At 31.3% G+C, this 17338-nt stretch carries 14 protein-coding genes; 11 read left to right on the plus strand and 3 right to left on the minus strand.

Going from position 1 to position 17338, the window contains the following annotated elements; genetic code table 11:
• From RR643_RS08825 to RR643_RS08870, 10 genes are all read left to right on the plus strand, one after another.
• On the plus strand, nt 1-476 hold a 476-nt coding region (locus tag RR643_RS08825; protein ID WP_332482991.1), incomplete at its 5' end, for a DNA/RNA helicase domain-containing protein.
• 248 nt (nt 477-724) lie between these two features.
• Nucleotides 725-3721 (plus strand): metallophosphoesterase, encoded by a 2997-nt coding sequence (locus RR643_RS08830; protein WP_332482992.1) that lies wholly within the window; start codon nt 725-727, stop codon nt 3719-3721.
• Between the two features lie 289 nt (nt 3722-4010).
• Entirely contained in the window at nt 4011-5927 is a 1917-nt protein-coding gene (locus tag RR643_RS08835; protein ID WP_332482993.1) for a BglG family transcription antiterminator, read from the plus strand.
• A gap of 114 nt (nt 5928-6041) precedes the next feature.
• Nucleotides 6042-6392 (plus strand): PTS sugar transporter subunit IIB, encoded by a 351-nt coding sequence (locus RR643_RS08840; RefSeq protein WP_332472662.1) that lies wholly within the window; start codon nt 6042-6044, stop codon nt 6390-6392.
• Nucleotides 6350-7702, plus strand: a complete 1353-nt coding sequence (locus tag RR643_RS08845; RefSeq protein WP_332472663.1) for a PTS sugar transporter subunit IIC — start codon at nt 6350-6352, stop codon at nt 7700-7702. Before RR643_RS08840 ends, RR643_RS08845 begins: the two co-directional genes overlap by 43 nt.
• Before the next feature lie 66 nt (nt 7703-7768).
• Nucleotides 7769-9238: a glycoside hydrolase family 1 protein gene (locus tag RR643_RS08850; protein WP_332482994.1), complete on the plus strand. Its 1470-nt coding sequence runs from the start codon at nt 7769-7771 to the stop codon at nt 9236-9238.
• A gap of 2 nt (nt 9239-9240) precedes the next feature.
• A complete protein-coding gene (locus RR643_RS08855; RefSeq protein ID WP_332472665.1) occupies nt 9241-10728 on the plus strand; it encodes a glycoside hydrolase family 1 protein in 1488 nt (495 codons plus the stop codon).
• Nucleotides 10728-11660: a 2-keto-3-deoxygluconate permease gene (locus tag RR643_RS08860; protein ID WP_332482995.1), complete on the plus strand. Its 933-nt coding sequence runs from the start codon at nt 10728-10730 to the stop codon at nt 11658-11660. The genes RR643_RS08855 and RR643_RS08860 overlap by 1 nt, the downstream gene beginning before the upstream one ends.
• A 15-nt stretch (nt 11661-11675) precedes the next feature.
• Nucleotides 11676-11975, plus strand: coding sequence for a PTS sugar transporter subunit IIB (locus tag RR643_RS08865; RefSeq protein ID WP_332482996.1), 300 nt, complete (start codon nt 11676-11678; stop codon nt 11973-11975).
• Between the two features lies 1 nt (nt 11976).
• Complete coding sequence (locus RR643_RS08870) at nt 11977-12288, plus strand: PTS lactose/cellobiose transporter subunit IIA (protein ID WP_332482997.1); 312 nt, start codon at nt 11977-11979, stop codon at nt 12286-12288.
• Nucleotides 12289-12352: 64 nt separating this feature from the next.
• Here RR643_RS08870 and RR643_RS08875 read toward each other — a convergent pair whose 3' ends face one another.
• From RR643_RS08875 to RR643_RS08885, 3 genes are read right to left on the minus strand one after another with little or no spacing between them, the layout of a single operon-like run.
• A complete protein-coding gene (locus tag RR643_RS08875) occupies nt 12353-13444 on the minus strand; it encodes an alpha/beta hydrolase (RefSeq protein ID WP_332482998.1) in 1092 nt (363 codons plus the stop codon).
• A gap of 9 nt (nt 13445-13453) precedes the next feature.
• Nucleotides 13454-15322, minus strand: a complete 1869-nt coding sequence (locus RR643_RS08880; RefSeq protein WP_332482999.1) for a glucose PTS transporter subunit IIA — start codon at nt 15320-15322, stop codon at nt 13454-13456.
• 21 nt (nt 15323-15343) lie between these two features.
• On the minus strand, nt 15344-16264 hold the full coding sequence (locus tag RR643_RS08885; protein WP_332483000.1) for a 1-phosphofructokinase family hexose kinase: 921 nt from the start codon (nt 16262-16264) through the stop codon (nt 15344-15346).
• 201 nt (nt 16265-16465) lie between these two features.
• On the opposite strand from RR643_RS08885, the gene RR643_RS08890 reads away from it, so the two are divergent.
• On the plus strand, nt 16466-17212 hold the full coding sequence (locus RR643_RS08890; protein ID WP_332483001.1) for a DeoR/GlpR family DNA-binding transcription regulator: 747 nt from the start codon (nt 16466-16468) through the stop codon (nt 17210-17212).
• Nucleotides 17213-17338 lie beyond the last annotated feature (126 nt).

The following is a 17338-nucleotide window of genomic DNA, read 5'->3' on the forward strand; positions in this document are numbered from 1 at the left end:
AGATAAATAATAAATCAAGAATCGTTGCAGGATATTGTTGGGATTGGAATAAAAATACACGCAAAGACACTGGAATATTTGATATAACAATACCCGAGCATAACTTTGGAATGAGTTGGAATCTAGATAATACACAGACATGGGCAATTGATGAAGAATCTGTTCATGAGGCTGGTTGTATACATACTTGCCAAGGATTAGAGTTTGATTACGTAGGTGTAATTATAGGTGATGATTTAAAGTTTGAGGATGGACATATTGTAACTGATTTTACAAAACGTGCTAAAACAGATCAATCTCTTAGGGGAATTAAAAAGTTGTATCAAGAAAATCCTGAAGAGGCTCTTAGACTTACTGATTCAATTATAAAGAATACTTATAGAACATTAATGACTAGAGGTATGAAGGGATGTTATGTATATTATAAAAATGGTAGTATAAATAGATATGTACATCAACTCAAAAAAATACAATAGAATTATATACTATAAAAGAATTTTAGAGATTTATAAGTCAATATATTTTAAAATTATAAATTACTCAGCATTATGATTGTTGAGAATATAAATGTTTTATACCATTTTAAAAAAGCACTTATATTGATTAACAACAAAAAGTAGGAAAGTATAAAATGCTTTTATAAATTTAAGTATACTTAATATATAGTAAAAAAGTTAACTTGTTTCAACGAATAAAATGGCTATGATTAATAAATGGAGGGTTTATGAGGATATTATTTCTACATATTAGCGATATTCATATTCAATTAAGTACAGATTGGAGTGAAGAAAGAATAAATAAAATGGTGGATACTTTAAATCCATATTCTATAGGAAAAATAGAAAGTGTATTTATATGTCTAACAGGAGATATTGCATTTTCAGGGTTTAGACGACAATATGATACTGCATCGATAATGCTAAACTATCTAATTAGTAAAGTGAAAGAAAGAGTATCAGAAGATTGCCATTTTTTTATGGTTCCTGGGAACCATGATTTAAATTATAATACTAAAGAAATTACAAATCTTTCTAAAGAAAAAAATGAAGCAATAAAACTTTCAAGTTATAAACATTTTGCCAATGAATTTTTTAATAGGAATGAAAAAATTAACGAATTTGAACAAAAACTAGTAGATATAAATGGATTCACTATAGAAATTAATTTAATTAATACTGCATTTTATTCTAAGATTGATGAAAATGATAAAGGAATTCACAAACTTTCTCAATCAACATTAAACGAATTAAGAATAGACAAAAAAGCTAATATGGTAATAACCCTAATGCATCATGCTCCTGAATGGTTTGCAGATGAATGCAAGCATGAGTTAGAAAAAATAATATTTTCGCAAAACACGTTAGTGTTTTGCGGACATGAACATAATTTATCCGCAAAAAAAATAGCTTTTGAAAATAAGGATGACACAATTTTGTTTAATGGAGGATGTTTATCTAATAAAGGAAATTGGAATAAAAGCGAATATTTTTCTATAGTATTTGATACAAATGAAAATAAAATCTTTAGAACACATTATCGGTGGAGTTTATTAGATAATGTTTATGAAAAAATTGAAACTAGTGAAAATAGAATTATTCTGAAAAATTCCGCTGAAATTCCAAAAGTTACGAATAGTTTCTTTGTTGATAATTTTACGGATGTAAGTGATGGATATAATGTTTCAGATTATTTTGTGTTTCCTAGACTTGAGAGAGCAAAAAGGATAAATGGAAAAAAGATTTTAGAAATTGTTGAAAGAATTACATTTTTAGAAGAAATAGAAACTCACAAAAAAATAATATTAAAAGGAGAAGAACTATCTGGAAAGAGTACTCTAGTAAGAGAAATATTTAGAGAGTATTGTATAAAAAAATATGTTATATTTTGTGATGTAAATAAAATTATAAATAATAATAGAAAACAAATTATACGCAGAATTTTTGATGAACAATATGCTACAACTAATGGAGAATATTCGAAATTTGAACAAGCTGATAAAAATAAAAAAATGATAATTATAGATGATATTCATAATGTATCGAAAAAAAGTTTAGATGCTTTTTTGTTAGGTATGGAAGAAGATTTTGGGTACATAATTTATACGAGCTCAACTATAATTGATGTTGATCTAGAGAATACAATAAAAAATTCCTTGTCAGATAATTCGTATCAAGAGTATAAAATTTTGCCTTTCTATTTTGATAAACGTGAAGAACTAATATATAAAGTTTTAAATAATCATAAGGATTTATCCAATGAAGAAATTAGGAATCTGGCGAGAAATATCGAAAATGTTTTGAAAGTACAAAGAAGATTTATTCAACTCAATCCTGGAGTTATCGTACAGTATATAAATTATTTTATGCGGTATCAAACAAACACAATCCAAGGAGAAAGCAATGCTTTCGGTAGTGTATTTCAAGCAACATTAATAAATATGATACAGAAAATCGAAGTTAATCACTACAAAATCGAGAAGATTTTCACTATTTTAGCTAAAATTGCTTTTTTTAGCCATAAGAATCGAAAATATCCAATAAGTATTGAGGATATACATCGTGTGATATCAAATTACAATTGCGAATATGCATCTGATATTGATGAATACGGTTTTATTGATGATATGATTAAATCAAAAATAATGAAAAGAGCGGATGAATCAAATTATTTTTACTTTGCTAATAATAATATATTAAGCTATTTTGTAGCAAGTGAAATTGTATCTTTACTAGATACAGAAAGTGTTAAGGACTGTTTAAATTATTCTTGCTACAGAATTAATGAGACAATACTGATGTTTGTTATTGCTAGGACAAACAATGTGGAGATATTAAATACAATAATAAATCGCGCGTTGAATATTGCTGATGAGTGGCCCGAGTATTCTTTTGAAGATAATAGTATTGAATATCTAAATAAATTAGATTTTGATAGTTTAAATATTGGTGTGCCAACGGATCAAGAAAGAGAAGAAGATAAAAAGCAAGAATTGAAAAATGATAGAGATATGATTGATAATTCAATTGTTGACACAGTGAGAGTTTATGATTATGATGACCTAGAAGTTATTGAACTGCATAATCAGTTGATAAGAGCGATATCATTATTAACGACGGTTACACGATGTTTTCCTGCTTTTGAGCACATCATGAAAGCAGATCAGAAGAAAGACGTAATGAATATTTTATTTTCTTTACCAAATAAAATATTTTATAAATGGGCTTTTAGTATTGATTCAAATAAAAAAGATATTATAAAGCTTATTTTGAGCTTGGATTATGATGACTTCACACGAAAAAATAGAATTAATGAAGAAGAAGTTTTAAAATATCTTCAATGGCAATCGACATCATTACTACTGGAGTTGTTTAATTTGGTTGGGAAAAGTGCTTATAGAGAAAATACAAAAACATTCTTCACTTCAAAGGATTTTATTAATCTTGAAAGAACAATTTATTTACTTGAACAACTTGTTGTAATTCAAAGTAATGGAAATTTCGATGATTTTTTTAGAAAAGCAGTAAATCTTAAACAAAAGTTAAAATCACCGTTAAGTGTCATTATTTTGAATAGGGTGGTTCATGGGTATATGCTTAATAATATTGATTTGCATCATTCTCAAATACAAAAACTGGAGAGGGAGTTCTTTAGAAATATTAGCCATCAGAGTGTTATTGTAGAAAGATTGAAGAGAAAAAATTCTTTATCAAGAAAAAGATAATAAACATAGATTAATTCATATGTCAAATAATAATTTTGATAAATCTAGAATGATTGAAGTTCCATTATGTTAATTTGATATGTAATTTGAACACTCGATAATTATGTTTCGTATAATGTTTATCATAGTAAAGATTTTTTATGAAATATCAGTAAACATATTTAATTTTAAAAATTGAATATAGTGATTTGAAAATTGAATTATCCTATTTTCACAATATAAAAATGCTTTTGATTTTTTTACTATATCTTGTATAATGGTCACATATTGATAATACTTGGGAGAGAATATGAATAAACGTTTCAAATCCATTATTAATATGCTACAAAGTCAGGAATATGTGACTTCTTTTCAGTTTGCAGAAAAGCTGAAAGTAAGTGATCGTACAATAAGAAGTGACTTTAGAGAACTAAATGAATTTATAGAAGATCATGGAGCGTTTATCACATCGAGTCCAAGTAAAGGATATAAATTAGAGATTGAGGACCAAAAATTATTTAAGTCATTATTAGAAAGCTTTAATGATGAAACTATGCCAGAGAACTCTGAAGAACGTATTACCTATTTACTAAGATACTTCTTACAAAATCCAAGTTATGTGAAAATTGAGGACCTATGTGATTTGTTATATGTCAGTAAGTCAACTCTTCAACAAGACCTTAAGTCTGCCAAAGAAGTATTAGCGGAATATGGATTAGAACTTAAACAAAAGCCAAATTATGGATTAAAAATAGATGGTAAAGAATTTGATTTTAGATTGTGCCTTACTAACTTTACCATGGAACATATGCATGTTAAGAAAGCAGAATATGATGGTAATGAACAATTAATCTTAGGTTTAAAAGACAAATTAACTCAAATACTAAGAGAAGAACAATATGAAATATCTAATTTCTCATTTAATAATTTAGTGATGCATTTATTGGTTGCGATGAAACGGATTGAGCAAAAGTGTTTTGTTACAATGGATAAAACTGAACTTAGTAATCTAAAGAATAAAGATGAATACAAGGTTGCGAAACGAATAGTAGATGCTTGTAGCGAGTTAACGGGACTTGTCATACCAGAGAGTGAATGTGGATACATTACAATTCATTTATCAGGTAAACAAAATTTAAATGCTTATGCAAGTAATCATGAAAATATAATCATTGATAAGAATACACAAGAAATTGTGGATGAAATGTTGAATCGTATCTATGGTACCTATCGAGTAGATTTCAGAGATAACTTAGATTTAAGAATGACTTTGTATTTGCATTTGGTACCACTATTGAATCGAATCAAATACAATCTGACGATGAAGAATCCTTTGCGTGAGGAAATACTAAGACACTATTCATTAGCGTACCAATTTGCGAAAGAGGCATGTATAGCGATAGAGAATAAATACAATCGTTCCATTAGTGATGATGAGATTTGTTACTTTGCATTACATCTAAACTTAGCCCTTGAACAACAACGTGTGGATAACACAATGAAGAATGTTTTGGTTGTATGTAGTACGGGAAAAGGGACTAGTGAATTATTAGCGTATCGTATACGTTCTCAATTCAAAGAATCACTAAATCAAGTAACACCTTGTGATTTATTAGGACTGCATAAAATCGATTTTTCAAATTATCATTATATCTTTGCGACGGTACCTATTGATTTTCCAGTACCATTACCGATTATTCAAATTGAATATTTCTTTCAAAATGATGATATAGCGAAGATTAAGAAAATTATTAGTGGAAATACTGTTAGTAAAATAGATAAATATTTTAGTAAAGATTTATTTTATACTGATATAACAGGTAAAACAAAAGAGGAAGTATTAAAGAAAATAGTAAATCAGGTAAGTAAGGTTAGAGAAATACCAGACAATTACTTTGGTTCAATACTCGAAAGAGAAGCTTTAGCTGTTACTGAGTTTGGTAATTATGTTGCGATTCCGCATCCAAACGTTGCATTATCAAAAGAAACATTTGTCAGTGTTACGATACTCAAAGAACCTATTGTTTGGCAAAAAACCAAAGTACAATTTATCTTCTTACTTTCCATCGAAAAAGATGGAACAGAAGATCTAAGACTATTTTATGAAACAACAAGTAAGATGTTGATGAGCGAAAACAACGTTAAAATGCTGATTAATGCGAAAGATTTTGACATTATGTTAGGACTTCTAAGAAGAATAGAAGAGGAAGTCATTGCGGAAAATTAGGGTATTTCCGTAATTGATACGGAAAAAGATGAAGTGGAAACACGCAAGACACCATGGCATTATAGTGGTGTAAGGCGTGTTTCTTTTCTCATAGAGGCACGAAAGGTGAAGCAAATGCGCATTTGTCTAGCATGCTGCGCGGGCATGTCGACCAGTATCGTTGTTCAAAAAATGAGAGAAGCAGCGCGAAGCTGTAATGAGAATCATGAGATATGGGCAATCGAGCAATCACATATCGAAAGAAACATTGAAAAATTCGATGTCTTGTTGATTGGTCCACAAATTAAACACCGATATCAAGTGATTCGAGAATTAGTTCCAAACCACATACCTGTAGCAATCATCGATTCTACTAGTTATGGGAGGTATGATGGGGAAGCAGTTTTAAAACAAGCAAAACAAATATATGAGGAGGACGAAAAATGTCAAAGTCAAGTTTCGGTCAAAAGTTCGAAGACGGATTGATGGTCATTGCAGAAAAAGTAGATGGTAACAAATACTTAGGAGCAATTAAAGATGGTTTTACAACATTTATGCCATTTATCATCGTTGGATCTTTTGCAACATTATTTAATACATTAATCTGTTCAACAAAAACAGGTTTAGCAGCATTTATTCCATGGTTAGTTAATTTAAAGCCAGCATTTGATGCAATTAACTTTGCAACACTATCATGCATGGCACTTCCAATTGTATTCTTAATCGCAATGGAATTAGCTAGAAAAAATAAAGTTCCTGAGTACATTACAGGAGTTATCGCATTAGCATCATTTGTTATTGTTGTACCTCAATATGTAGAAGTTATTGTTAATGAAGTAACAGGTACTGCAGCAGGTTTACCAGGTGCAGCAATTGGAGCACAAGGTCTATTTATTGGAATGTTCTTAACATTAATTGTAGTTGAAATATTCTCTAAATTAATGAAGGTTGAAAAGATTAAAATCAAAATGCCACCTTCAGTTCCAGGGCAAATTGCTACATCATTTAATACATTAATTCCTATTTTAATCACATTATTAATTGTTTCTATTGGAGGTACATTATTCCATATAGCAACAGGTTCTTATTTAAACCAATGGATTTATGCTGTTGTACAAGCACCACTTGAAGCAGTATTCCAAAGTCCAGTTGGAGCTATCGCATTGTTCATGATTGCACAAGTATTCTGGTTCTTAGGTATTCACGGTAACATGGTTATTACACCAATCCGTAATCCATTAATTGCATCTGCAATCGCTGCAAACATCGCATCTGCAGCAGCAGGAACTATTCCTAATCAACCAATTACTTATGGTTCATTAGTAAGCTTTATTGTAGTCGGTGGTGCGGGAGTTGTTATTTCATTATTATTTGCGATTTTCATCTTCTCTAAACGTGATGATCATAGAATGATTGCTAAATTAGGTGTTGGACCAGCATTATTTGGTATCAGTGAACCAGTTGTTTATGGGTTACCACTGGTATTAAATATGACATTTGCAATTCCATTTATCCTAGCAGCAGGTGTTGCAACAGGTTCAGTTTTATTCTTTACAAGCATTGGTTTCTTGCCATGTAATATTGTCGATGTTCCATTTGGATTCCCAATTATTATCAATGCATTCATTGGTCATGGTTGGCAAGGTGTAGTAGTACAATTATTTATCTTGGTTGCATGTACTGCATTGTATGCACCATTTGTATTACTATCAAACAAACAATATGCAAAAGAACAAGCTGAATTAAAAGCACAACAAGCGCTTGAAGCAAAAGAAAATGGAGTACAAGAAGCATAAATATGAGTTAGCGAGTATATGTGCATAAGTACGTATGCTCGTTTTTAGAAAAGGAGAAAAAGTAAGATGATTAAATTTCCTGAAGGATTTCTATGGGGTGGTGCAATAGCTGCAAATCAATGCGAAGGTGCATGGAATATAGATGGCAAGGGTATGAGTGTTGCGGATGTTGCTATGTATAAACCCAATGTAGATGTAAAAGACTATGTGAGCCAATGGCATACATCAAAAAAAAATGTAGAAGATGCTATGAGTGCAACTGAAGATACATATTATCCAAAACGCAGAGGTATTGATTTCTATCATCATTACAAAGAAGATATTGCTTTATTTCAAGAGATGGGATTTAAAACACTTCGTGTATCGATTGCATGGACACGCTTATTCCCAAATGGTAATGAGGAACAACCAAATCAAAAAGGAATTGAATACTATAAAGACTTATTCAAAACATTGCGTAAAGCAAATATTGAACCACTAGTAACGTTAAGCCACTATGAGATGCCACTTTATTTAGTGAATCATTATGATGGTTGGGTTAGTAGGGAAGTTGTTGATTTCTTTGTACGCTATGCAAAAGTATGCTTCGAAAGTTTCAAGGATGAAGTTAAATATTGGTTAACATTTAATGAAATTGATAGTGTATTCAGACATGCGTTCACAACAATTGGTGTTCTAGAAGAGAAGTATGAAAGTAAAGACAAAGCAGAAGAAGCCATATATCAAGCATTACATCATCAATTTGTTGCAAGTGCAATCGCTACGAAACTTTGTCATGAAATTATTCCTGGATCTCAAATGGGATGTATGGTTACAAAAACATTAACTTATCCAGAAACATGTAATCCTGAAGATATTTATCTAGCTCAAAAAGATAATCGAGTTAATTCATTCTATACTGATGTCCAAGTATTGGGATTCTATCCAACATTCATATTTAAAGAATGGCAACGCAAAGGCTTTGATATAAAAATGGAGAAGGATGATTTAGATATCATTCAAAACTATACAGTCGACTTCATTTCATTTAGTTACTACATGAGCATGGTACAAAGTGTTAATGCAGAACAACGTGAAAAAGTGGGTGGTAACTTAACTACTGGTGTTAAGAATCCATATTTACCAATTAGTGAATGGGGATGGCAAGTTGACCCTGTGGGATTAAAAATATCATTAATTGATTTATATGATCGCTATCATAAACCATTGTGGATTGTAGAAAATGGAATTGGATCAAAAGATGTTGTAGAGGAAGATGGATCCATCATTGATGATTATCGTATTGAATATTTTAGAAATCACTTTAAACAAATTGCATTAGCGATTGAAGAAGGTGTTGAGTGTATGGGATATACATCATGGGCTTGTATTGATTTAGTAAGTGCAAGTACATCACAAATGACAAAACGTTATGGATTTATTTATGTGGATGCAGATGACATGGGTAATGGTACATACAAACGCTTAAAGAAGAAAAGCTTTGATTGGTATAAAAATGTAATTACTACAAATGGTCAATGCTTAGAGGAGGAATAAAGATGACTGGATTTCCAAAAAACTTCATGTGGGGAGGCGCTGTTGCAGCAAATCAATGTGAAGGTGCTTACTTAGAAGGTGGTAAAGGTGTTAACGCAACAGATGTATTAGTTGGAATCATTTCTGAGGGTACTCATCCATCCATTAAGTGGAATGATGAAACAAAAAAATATGAACCTTGTTATAATCCAGATAAAGTATATTTAAGTCATGAAGCTGTTGATTTCTATCATCGCTACAAAGAAGATTTAGAACTTATGGCTGGTATGGGATTTAATGCATTCCGTACAAGCATTTCATGGGCAAGAATATTTCCAAAGGGTGATGAGTTAGAACCAAATGAAGAAGGACTAAAGTTCTATGATGATTTATTCTCTGAAATGAGAAGATTAGGTATGGAACCAGTTATCACTTTAAGCCACTATGAAACACCACTTCATCTATTAACAGAATATGGTGGATGGGCAAACGAAAAAATGATTGAGTTTTGGTTACGTTATGTAGAAACTGTATTTACTCGATACAAGGACTTAGTTAAATGTTGGTTAACATTTAATGAAATCAATAACTTATTTAGACTTTCATTTGCAGCAGGTGCTATGTTAGATATTCATCCAAGTGATGTGAATGAGCCAATTAGTGGATTAACAATCCAACAAAAATATCAAGCAGCTCACTATGTATTCGTGGCTAATGCTAAAACAGTAGAACTATGTCATAAAATAATTAAAGATGCAAAAATCGGTTGTATGCTATCCCTTTCCCACATAGTTTCTTATCCGTTTAGCTGTAATCCTGATGATGTATTTGGAGCAATGCAATTCCAACGTAATCATTATCTTTGGAGTGATGTCATGTGCAGAGGTGAATACCCTGCATATGTAAATCGAATCTGGGAAGAAAATAATTGTAAACCAGTAATCAAAGAAGGTGACTTAGAAGTAATTAAAAATAACCCATGTGAGTTTATTGCATTTAGTTATTATATGAGCGCTGTATTCAAAGATGGTGTTGGCATGGCTGCTGGAACAGGTGGTGCTAAAGGTGCTAAGAACCCTTATCTAACAATGTATTCACCTGAGCCTTGGTCATGGCCAGTTGATCCAAAAGGATTAAGATACCTTTGCAATGTATTAACTGATCGTTATCGTTTACCATTGTTCATTGTAGAAAATGGTATTGGTTTAGATGATCAAGTAACTGAAACTGGTGAATTTATTGATACATTCCGAATGGAATATATAAAGATGCATCTTGAACAAATTAAAGAAGCTATCCATGATGGGTGTGATATTATGGGTTATCTCTATTGGGGACCATTTGATATCGTATCTGCAGGTACAGGTGAAATGAAGAAACGTTATGGGTTTGTACATATCGATAGAAATAATGATGGAACAGGTACACTAAAGAGAACGAAGAAGAAATCATATGATTACTATAAAAAAGTCATCGCAACCAATGGAGAAGATTTAGAAGTAATCAAATAATGAAGATATTTGATAAAATCAACAAGATACCAGCAGGTATGATGATTGTTCCAGTCTTAATTGGAGCAATCATCAACACATTATTTCCGAATGTATTATTGATTGGTGATCCATTCTCTGCATCATTTTATAAAACAGGATTGATGTCATTGATTGGATTGATGTTATTCTTTACTGGTACTCAATGCGAAATAAGAAAGATGAAACCTGTTGTTAAAAAGGGTATTCCACTGGCTACTTTCAAATTAATATCATTTATTATACTGGCAAAATTATGTGTTCATTATTTACCAATTGAAGGAATTCTAGGTATACCTACAATTGCAATTGTTACTTGTATTATTAGTTGTAATTCAGCTCTTTATTTAAGTTTAATGGAAACATATGGTGATGAGGCAGATAAAGCAAACTTTGGTCTATTAACAATTATTGGTATGCCCAATATTGCATTATTAATTCTCGGTTCATCATCATCAGCATTCAATAGTATTATGGCGATGTTGATTCCATTTCTACTTGGAATAGGTATTACAGCGTTAGATGTTCGCTTTAAAGAATATTTTAAACAAGGTATCTCAACAATTGTTCCAGTTGCTGGATTTGCATTTGGTACAAACATTAATTTATTAAACTTAGTACAAAGTGCATTCACAGGAGTTCTACTTACAATCGTTATTACGATAGTTTCTATTGGATTAGCTTATTTCTTTGATACAATTGTATTGAGGCAAAAAGGATGTGCTGCGATTGCAACATGTGGAGTATCAGGAGTTTCTCTTTCACTTCCATATCTAGCATCCGTTATTAATCCAGAACTAGCACCATTTGTAAGTATTGCGACAGCTCAATGTGCAGTTGCACTTACATTAACAACATTCATAATTCCATTTCTTACTAAATGGTGTTATGAGAAAAAAACAATGATAAAATAAAACAGGAGGGTTTTTATGAAAAAAATAGTCTTACTATGTGCTGCAGGAATGAGTACAAGTTTGTTAGTAACAAAGATGAGAGAAGCAGCAGCTACTGAAGGATATGAATGTGAAATCAATGCATATCCAGTTTCTCAATCAGGAGCTGTATTAAAAGATGCAGATTGTTGTTTATTAGGTCCACAAGCACGTTTCAATTTGAAGAAAGTACAAGCTGAGTTTCCAAACTTACCATGTGCAGTTATTGAAATGCAAAAATATGGAACAATGGATGGAAAGGGTGTTTTAGCAGACGCTAAAGCATTGATTGGTTAATATGGAAGGATTAGAGCTAACTTGTTTTCAAATCATCTCTGCTGTAGGTACAGCGAGAAGTTTGTATATTGAAGCAATTCAAGATGCAAAGGAAGGAAAATTTGATGATGCTAAAGCAAAAATCAAAGAAGGAGAAGAAGTCTTTGTAGAAGGACATAAAGTCCATGCAGAACTCGTTCAAAAAGAAGCAAATGGAGAGGAAATCAAATTCCAATTACTATTACTTCATGCTGAGGATCAATTAATGTCTGCAGAAGCATTCTCAATCATTGCGAAAGAATTCATCGATTTATACGAGATAATTAAGAAGTAATAAATAAAACTTATTGGTATATAAAAAGCTTGCCCACAAATTAATGAGCAAGCTTATTTTGTCTTTACATTTCATTTATTTCTTTTGCAATTTCAATACATAAATCTTCTGCTTGAACATATGATCCCAACATATCTAAGAATCCATGATCACAACCACAATACTGGATTGATTTAACGGGTACATTTACATTTTGAAGACGTTTTGCAAAATAATCACTACTTACTCGTAAGTAATCATATTCAGCGGATACAATTGTCATAGGCGGAAATTTACACAACTGTGTATCACTAGCATAGATAACAGAGATTAATGGATCATTAAGTTTTATTTTTCCCTGTGTGTAGAAATTATCTTTACTCGATTTACCAACAGTATTCTTAATTCGATCTATTCGAGTATATGCATATTCTTTGTGCTCATCAATGACAGGATAATAATCATAAGACCAAGTAAAAGCAGTTTGATCTTTATAGTCAGTTGAGTCACATCCAGGATAGATTTCAAATGCTCTTTTAATAATGTTATTTTTATCTTTAAGCAAGCAGGCATTTGTTAAGGCACCGCCAGCGCTATCGCCAGCTAACATTATTTTATCTGGGTTAATATTATATCGTTCTGCGTTATTATATACCCATTGTATTGTTCCACAAGCATCGTTTAATGGTCCAGGATATGGACATTCAGGTGCAAGACGATATTCAGGAAAAATCACTACTGCATTTGCTTTTTCTGCGATGAATTTCATTTGATTTCTATATAACTTCATATCACCTGCGATGAATCCTCCTCCATGAAGATAGATTAATGTAGGAAGAAGTCTTGCTTCAGTAATTTCAGGCCTATAGACAAAGATATCAATATAATGATCATCATCAATGTTAATTAGTAATTCATCTTCAACGATACTAGTTTCAGTTAAGTCGTAAGTTACTTTATCTGGTCTAAATCGTTCATTCGATATTTTAAAACCAATTTTATTTCTTTCAGTAAATAGTAGACTTTTTTGTTTTATCACATTGAGAATTCTACTATCAAGAACATGTTCTCTATCATCATCGGGAACAGGTTTAAAACGTATTTCAATTCCATCAACAGTTTTTATGTATTCTTTTCTTTTAATGTCATCCAATAAATTTTTATCATATTGTCTCATATACTAACCTCAAATACTTGCGACCAACATGGCTTTGTCATTGTTAGTACATTTTACATCATGATAGTTATTACTGTTAAGTAGAATGGTGATAATTGTATCATCGATATTTTTTTCATTGAATAATTCAATATCAAATTTTGCAATTAGATCACCTAGTTTGACTTTTTGACCAACAGTCACGAATGTTTCAAGTCCCTTACCATCGAGATAAACAGAATCAATTCCTATATGAACCATAACTTCATCGTTATTGTCACTTTTAATAATGATTGCATGTTTTGTGCTAGAGACTACTTGAATAGTTCCAGATATAGGAGCTTTTACAATTCCACTAATAGGTTTAATTCCAAAACAAGATCCTAATTCTCCTTTAGCCATCATTGAATCATTAATATTTTCTTGCGGTACATATACACCTTCTGTAGGAGCAGCAATTTCAACTTTATGGCTTGGTGTAACCTCATCTCCTTCGTTATAGATGGAGTCGTCAAATTTAATTAACCAAACAAATAAGAAGGAACATATTGCCATAATAGCTACGCAAATTAGGGCATTTGTAAAGTTAGCGGTATCATTACCTGTTCCAAGATAAAGAAGAATATTAGTAATTGAATACCCACCAAATCCATAACACTTTAAGTTCATTAGCCCAGCAACGAAAGCAGTGATTAATGATGTTGCAGTACTAGCAAAGAATATTTTTGGCATTTTGTAAGAAATTCCATAAACTGTAGGTTCTGAAATTCCTCCAAATAATGCAGATAACGAAGCTGGAAAAGCTATTTGTTTAAGATTGTTATTTTTAGATTTTAATCCAACCGCTAATGCAATAAATCCAGGAGTAATTGTGCAGCAGAAGAACCAAATATTAATAAAGTCATCATAACCAACAGTAGCAAGGCTTGTCATAGCGATTGGTATTAAAGCCAAGTGGAATCCAGGACATAAAAGACCAACAGTACTTGCAAAGATAATAATCGCAGGAACAGCTAACCAACTTGCATTAGTTCTTAACCAAGCGATACCACTTGCTATATAGTTAGTGATTAGTCCACCCATTGGGCCAGTTAATGTAATCGTAATAATTGAAACGATTAAAATTAATAAAAACGGTTTCAAGAAATGTCGAACAGTAAGAGGAATAAGTTTCTTTAATAATCTGTCAACAAGTGACATAATCCAAACGGATAGAATAATTTGTAAGACTGCTCCATTATAAGTAGTGAGTAAAACAGGAATTCCAAAATAATTTGTCCATCCGCCAGCACTTGCCATTTCTACCCAACCTGGATAAAGTAGCCAGCAAGCAAGTAACATCGCTAAGACGGGTTCAGTATCAAACTTCTTTGCAGATGTATATGCTACAAATACTGGTAAAAAATAGAACACGGATTGAGCTAAATTGTTTAATAGAATATAAGTTGGACTTGTTGTTGCAAGACCAAAGAACATATTCATTACAAGTAATAGTACGGTTAAAAATCCAGCTGCTATTAATGCGGGTATAACAGGGCTCATAATACCTGCCATTAATTGCAAGAAATTTGTAAATGCTTGAAGTAATTTATTTTTACCTTTATTCTCAACTTTTGGCTGTGATTGTTTGGTAGTTGTTATATTACCAACATATTTCTCAACAGCAACAAAAAGATCTTCAATAATTGTACCCACAATTACTTGTACTTGAGTATCACGGACTTCACACCCCATTACTCCGTTAATACTTTTTATGGATGATTGATTAATTTTGTGTGGATCTTTAACAACGATTCTTAAACGTGTTGCACAGTGATTTAGGTTAGCGATGTTTTCTTGGCCTCCCAAATTGGTAATGATTTGTTCAGACATAACTTTAAAATCTAAATTTTTATTCATGTTATTCTCCCTTTCTTTCATTTAAATTTTAGTGACAGTAACTTTATTTAATTGCTGTTTGATACTACTTAGATCTATGTCTTCTAAAGTAGATGCAACCGCTGCGCCTGCGGCTCCTGCCCATTTAAGTGAAGAAACTATATCATTTGTTGATATTAGTTTAGCTAGAAAACTTGCTAGCATTGCATCACCTGATCCTACTTTATTAACAGCGTTAATAGGTTCTTGTTCTAAACGATAGAACTGATTTTGATTCAGAAGAATTGCACCATCTTCACCTAATGAAACTAGAATTTGTGATATACCTAGATGATTTAGCTTAATCATTTCTTCTTTAATGTTTAGCAAAGAGATATTGTCATTACCCATAATCAATCCAAACTCATAAAGATTTGGTTTAATGAGAGTTGGTTTACATTGAGATAAAATATGAATATCAATTTTTTCCATATCAATTACTAAGTTAGCTTTCTTTTGATGCACTAAGTTAGAAATCTCAATAAGATAATTTGAGTCAACTCCTTCTGGTGAACTTCCAGAAATTATAAACCAATCATTTTCTTGTAATTGATTTATCTTGGTAATAATTAAATCTTTTGTGATATTGTCTACGATAGGACCTTTTCCATTGATGCAAAGTGCAGAATGGTTATAATGTGCTTTCATATTGATTCTATTGATACCTTCAACTTTTATAGGATCAAGTTTGATTAAATTACTTTGACCAAAAGACTGCTTAATATATTCCCCGGTAAAGCCACCTAATAGTGCAATGGCAACAGAAGGGTAACCAAGCACAGATAAGATTGTAGAAACATTAAGTCCTTTTCCTCCAGGTTTGAAATTCTCATCTACCGTTCTATTTACTTCATCAATCAGTAAATGATCAGATAATGTAACAAAATAATCGATTGATGGATTCATTGTTAATGTATAAATCATTTATTAATTTACCTCCTTGCTATTTATGGTTTTAATATACCACTTAAGAAAGCGCATACAATCATAATTTGATTGAGATATTCAATTAGTCAGTCGTAATTGTCAAAACAATCAAAAAAGATGATTGAATAGGTCGACAAATTCATGAAACCCAATCATTTTAGTTTTTATATGCTATAGTTGAGGTAAAGAGGTGAGATTATGTCAAAACAACAACGATGGAATAAAATAATTGAGTTATGTAAACTCCAAAATAATATTAATGTAAGTGAATTGGTCATATCTTTAGGGGTTTCTGAGGCAACGATTAGAAGAGATTTGTCACAAATGGAAGAATTAAATATGATTAACCGATTTTATGGTGGTGCGAAGCTAAATCAATTACAATATGATGAGCCACCAATGTTAATAAAGACAAGTACAAATTCTAATGAGAAGAAGCAAATTGCTAGATTAGCTGCAAATATGATTAAAGACAATCAAATGATTTATATCGATGCGGGAAGTACAACTTATGAAATGTTAAACTATATTACTGCAAAAAATATTACAGTAACAACAATTGGAGTTCCCCATATGAATAAGTTAGTTCAGATGAAGATAAATACAATTGTATTAGGTGGTAATTTGCATTGGCAAACAGAAGCCATCACAGGGAATCAAGCATTGAAACAACTGGAAGACCTCTATTTTGATGTTGCATTTATTGGTGTTAATGGTATTCATGAACAAGTTGGCTTAACAACATCAAACGAACAGGAGGCAAGTGTTAAAAGAATGGCTATAGAGCACGCTCACATTTCATATGCTTTAGCGGATAGCTCGAAATTCAATATTCTTAATGCCGCAAAATTCTCGAATTTAAATCAGGTTACTATAATCAGTGATGCAATTGAAGATTTTGATTTGAATAAAATTAAATATTTACTTACCACAAGTATAAAATAATTTATTAAAAGAGTGGTATATCATGAAAGATGCAGTGAGTAATTATTTGGGAATTTATGAAATAGACAATATTTTACCATTTTACCTTATCATTATATTTATAGTAGGTTTGTTTCAAGCTATAAT

Origin of the sequence: Anaerorhabdus sp. (assembly GCF_036637135.1) — a bacterium.
Lineage (GTDB): Bacteria > Bacillota_I > Bacilli_A > Erysipelotrichales > Erysipelotrichaceae > Anaerorhabdus.

Coding starts and splice junctions, on each gene's coding strand:
- RR643_RS08885 (WP_332483000.1), bottom strand. CDS start 16,264: ATGATTTATACATTAACAATGAATCCATCAATCGATTATTTTGTTACA.
- RR643_RS08855 (WP_332472665.1), top strand. CDS start 9,241: ATGACTGGATTTCCAAAAAACTTCATGTGGGGAGGCGCTGTTGCAGCA.
- RR643_RS08835 (WP_332482993.1), top strand. CDS start 4,011: ATGAATAAACGTTTCAAATCCATTATTAATATGCTACAAAGTCAGGAA.
- RR643_RS08845 (WP_332472663.1), top strand. CDS start 6,350: ATGTCAAAGTCAAGTTTCGGTCAAAAGTTCGAAGACGGATTGATGGTC.
- RR643_RS08890 (WP_332483001.1), top strand. CDS start 16,466: ATGTCAAAACAACAACGATGGAATAAAATAATTGAGTTATGTAAACTC.
- RR643_RS08840 (WP_332472662.1), top strand. CDS start 6,042: ATGCGCATTTGTCTAGCATGCTGCGCGGGCATGTCGACCAGTATCGTT.
- RR643_RS08870 (WP_332482997.1), top strand. CDS start 11,977: ATGGAAGGATTAGAGCTAACTTGTTTTCAAATCATCTCTGCTGTAGGT.
- RR643_RS08860 (WP_332482995.1), top strand. CDS start 10,728: ATGAAGATATTTGATAAAATCAACAAGATACCAGCAGGTATGATGATT.
- RR643_RS08830 (WP_332482992.1), top strand. CDS start 725: ATGAGGATATTATTTCTACATATTAGCGATATTCATATTCAATTAAGT.
- RR643_RS08875 (WP_332482998.1), bottom strand. CDS start 13,444: ATGAGACAATATGATAAAAATTTATTGGATGACATTAAAAGAAAAGAA.
- RR643_RS08865 (WP_332482996.1), top strand. CDS start 11,676: ATGAAAAAAATAGTCTTACTATGTGCTGCAGGAATGAGTACAAGTTTG.
- RR643_RS08850 (WP_332482994.1), top strand. CDS start 7,769: ATGATTAAATTTCCTGAAGGATTTCTATGGGGTGGTGCAATAGCTGCA.
- RR643_RS08880 (WP_332482999.1), bottom strand. CDS start 15,322: ATGAATAAAAATTTAGATTTTAAAGTTATGTCTGAACAAATCATTACC.